Raw genomic sequence first — 1,149 nt, 5'->3', positions numbered from 1 at the left:
GGATGTTTGAAGGGATCGGATTGCAGGGATTTCGCTCGTATTCTTGAGCTCTGGCGCCTTGGTGGGGGTTTTGGCGGCGGTGCGGCCTCTTACGGCCGGATTGTAGCCGCACCTATCCCGTGATGGCGGCCCATCGGCGCATGTTGAATGCGATCGCCGCCATCGTCACCTGGGCGGTCGCCTTGGCCAGCCCGACATAGCGGATTGCGGTCAATCCCATACGGTTCTTGAGCGTGGCGAAGGTGGTCTCGACCGTCGCCCGGCGTCTGGCGATCAGGCGATTGTAGTGCTTGAGCCGCGGCGGCAACTGCGGATGATGCTTGTTGGGGCGGCGCGCAATGCGCACCTTCTTGCCCTCGGCCTTGAGCCGGGCGCGGCGGGCATGGGTGTCGTAAGCGGCGTCCGCCCACACCGTCTTCTCGTCGCCACGGATCAAATCATCGGCCATCACCGTGTCGTTGACGTTGGCTGGTGTGGTGATCACCGTGCGGATCAGGCCAGAGCCCTCATCCACCCCGACATGAGCCTTGTAGCCGAAGGTGAAGCCGCCCTTGCCCTGCCGCGCGGTGATGCGGGCATCTGGATCCTTCGACGGCCGCTCAAGCGTCGGCGGTGACGAGACCGCATTGATCAGCGTGGCATCCAGCATCGTGCCACGCTTCAGGATCACGCCGGCCTTCTCCAATTGCCGGTCCAGTTCGCCAAACAACTTATCGAGCAGACCTTCGCCGACAAGCAGATTGCGAAAGCGCGAAAGCACCGTGTGATCGGGAATGCTCTCCTCCAGCCCGAGCCCGACAAAGCGCCGGAACGACAGCCGGTCGCCAAGCGCCTCTTCCAACTCACGGTCCGAAAGCCCGTAGAGCGATTGCAACAAAAGCGCCTTGAACAGGACCAGCGGTGGCCAAGCCGCCCGACCCGGACCGCCATCACGCAGCGGGTTGAGCAGTTTCTCAAACCGATACCACTTCACAAGACCCGACAATCGGTCGAGCGGCGAAGTGCCGCCCACAAGCTTGGTGCCTAGAAAAGCCTCCGCCAAGCTCAACTGGCCCGTCTGCTTCACTGCCATCGCGATTCCCTCAGCGCGTCCGCCTCAGAGAATCACAATCAGCGAATTACGCAACAGGCTCCTTGTGGGAGAAGGTG

The 1,149-nt window shown here is 62.4% G+C and carries 1 protein-coding gene; it reads right to left on the bottom strand.

Annotation, left to right across the window (positions count from 1 at the left end):
• Positions 1-112: 112 nt before the first annotated feature.
• A complete protein-coding gene (locus tag NKH21_RS32670; RefSeq protein ID WP_352870019.1) occupies positions 113-1,072 on the bottom strand; it encodes an IS5 family transposase in 960 nt (319 codons plus the stop codon).
• Positions 1,073-1,149: the final 77 nt, after the last annotated feature.

The sequence above is a fragment of the Mesorhizobium sp. M1329 genome, from assembly GCF_040318035.1.
In the GTDB taxonomy this organism is placed as follows: domain Bacteria; phylum Pseudomonadota; class Alphaproteobacteria; order Rhizobiales; family Rhizobiaceae; genus Mesorhizobium.
The sequence above is the reverse complement of the archived record's forward strand: the minus strand, read 5'-3'. Positions and strand labels throughout refer to the sequence as shown.